This window comes from Achromobacter sp. 1012554356, assembly GCF_059760815.1.
In genome coordinates this window covers 1-341 of the sequence record NZ_JCBANC010000136.1, presented here as the reverse complement: position 1 = coordinate 341, position 341 = coordinate 1, and the positions used below count along the sequence as shown (strand labels likewise).

The following is a 341-nucleotide window of genomic DNA, read 5'->3' as shown; positions in this document are numbered from 1 at the left end:
GAGACGGTGTAGGTGATCGACGACGTGGCCGTCTGGTTGGCGCCCAGGTTGTTGAACGCGGAGCCGGGGTTAAACGAGTAGGAACCGTCAGCGTTCAGCGTGAAGGTGCCACCGTTCGAACCGGTGATCGCTGCGCCCACGTTGGTCGCCTGGCCATTGACGGCCGAAACCTGCAGCGTGTCGCCATCCGGATCGGTGTCGTTGGCCAGCACGCCGTGCGCGGCATCGGCGGTGAGGTTGACGCCTTGGTTGGTGCTGTCCGTGTCGTTGACCGCGGTCGGGGCAGGGTTCTTGACGTCCCACGAGAAGTCTTGCGACACCGAGGCGCCGGACTTGTCGGT

At 64.8% G+C, this 341-nt stretch carries 1 protein-coding gene; it reads right to left on the bottom strand.

The features are described from left to right. A partial coding sequence (locus AC6LJW_RS29475; RefSeq protein WP_498088980.1) for a cadherin-like domain-containing protein occupies positions 1–341 on the bottom strand: 341 nt, incomplete at both ends.